Origin of the sequence: Pseudomonas sp. PSB11 (genome assembly GCF_014596605.1) — a bacterium.
GTDB classification, from domain to species: domain Bacteria; phylum Pseudomonadota; class Gammaproteobacteria; order Pseudomonadales; family Pseudomonadaceae; genus Aquipseudomonas; species Aquipseudomonas umsongensis.
Map to the genome: position 1 here is coordinate 1 of NZ_NOIO01000083.1, position 549 is coordinate 549.

General features: G+C 47.7%; 2 tRNA genes and 1 rRNA gene. All 3 read left to right on the top strand.

Going from position 1 to position 549, the window contains the following annotated elements:
- Nucleotides 1-77: ribosomal RNA gene (locus CGA21_RS29770) — 16S ribosomal RNA — on the top strand; the annotation flags it as partial.
- A gap of 81 nt (nt 78-158) precedes the next feature.
- Nucleotides 159-235: transfer RNA gene (locus CGA21_RS29775), tRNA-Ile, on the top strand.
- 28 nt (nt 236-263) lie between these two features.
- Nucleotides 264-339, top strand: a tRNA-Ala gene (locus CGA21_RS29780).
- The last annotated feature ends 210 nt before the right edge of the window (nt 340-549 follow it).

Below are 549 nucleotides of genomic sequence, written 5' to 3' on the forward strand. Positions count from 1 at the left end.
CCACGGTGTGATTCATGACTGGGGTGAAGTCGTAACAAGGTAGCCGTAGGGGAACCTGCGGCTGGATCACCTCCTTAATCGACGACTCAGCTGCTTCATGAGCTCCCACACGAATTGCTTGATTCATTGAAGAAGACGAAAAGAAGCAGCCCGAAATTGGGTCTGTAGCTCAGTTGGTTAGAGCGCACCCCTGATAAGGGTGAGGTCGGCAGTTCGAATCTGCCCAGACCCACCAATTTTGTGTGGGAAACCTGTAGAAATACGGGGCCATAGCTCAGCTGGGAGAGCGCCTGCCTTGCACGCAGGAGGTCAGCGGTTCGATCCCGCTTGGCTCCACCACTACTGCTTCTGATTGTATAAAGCTTAGAAATGAGCATTCCATCGGTTCGATGCTGAATGTTGATTTCTAGTCTTTGACTAGTTCGTTCTTTAAAAATTTGGGTATGTGATAGAAAGATAGACTGAACGTTACTTTCACTGGTAACGGATCAGGCTAAGGTAAAATTTGTGAGTTCTCTTAGTTGAGAAATTCGAATTTTCGGCGAATGT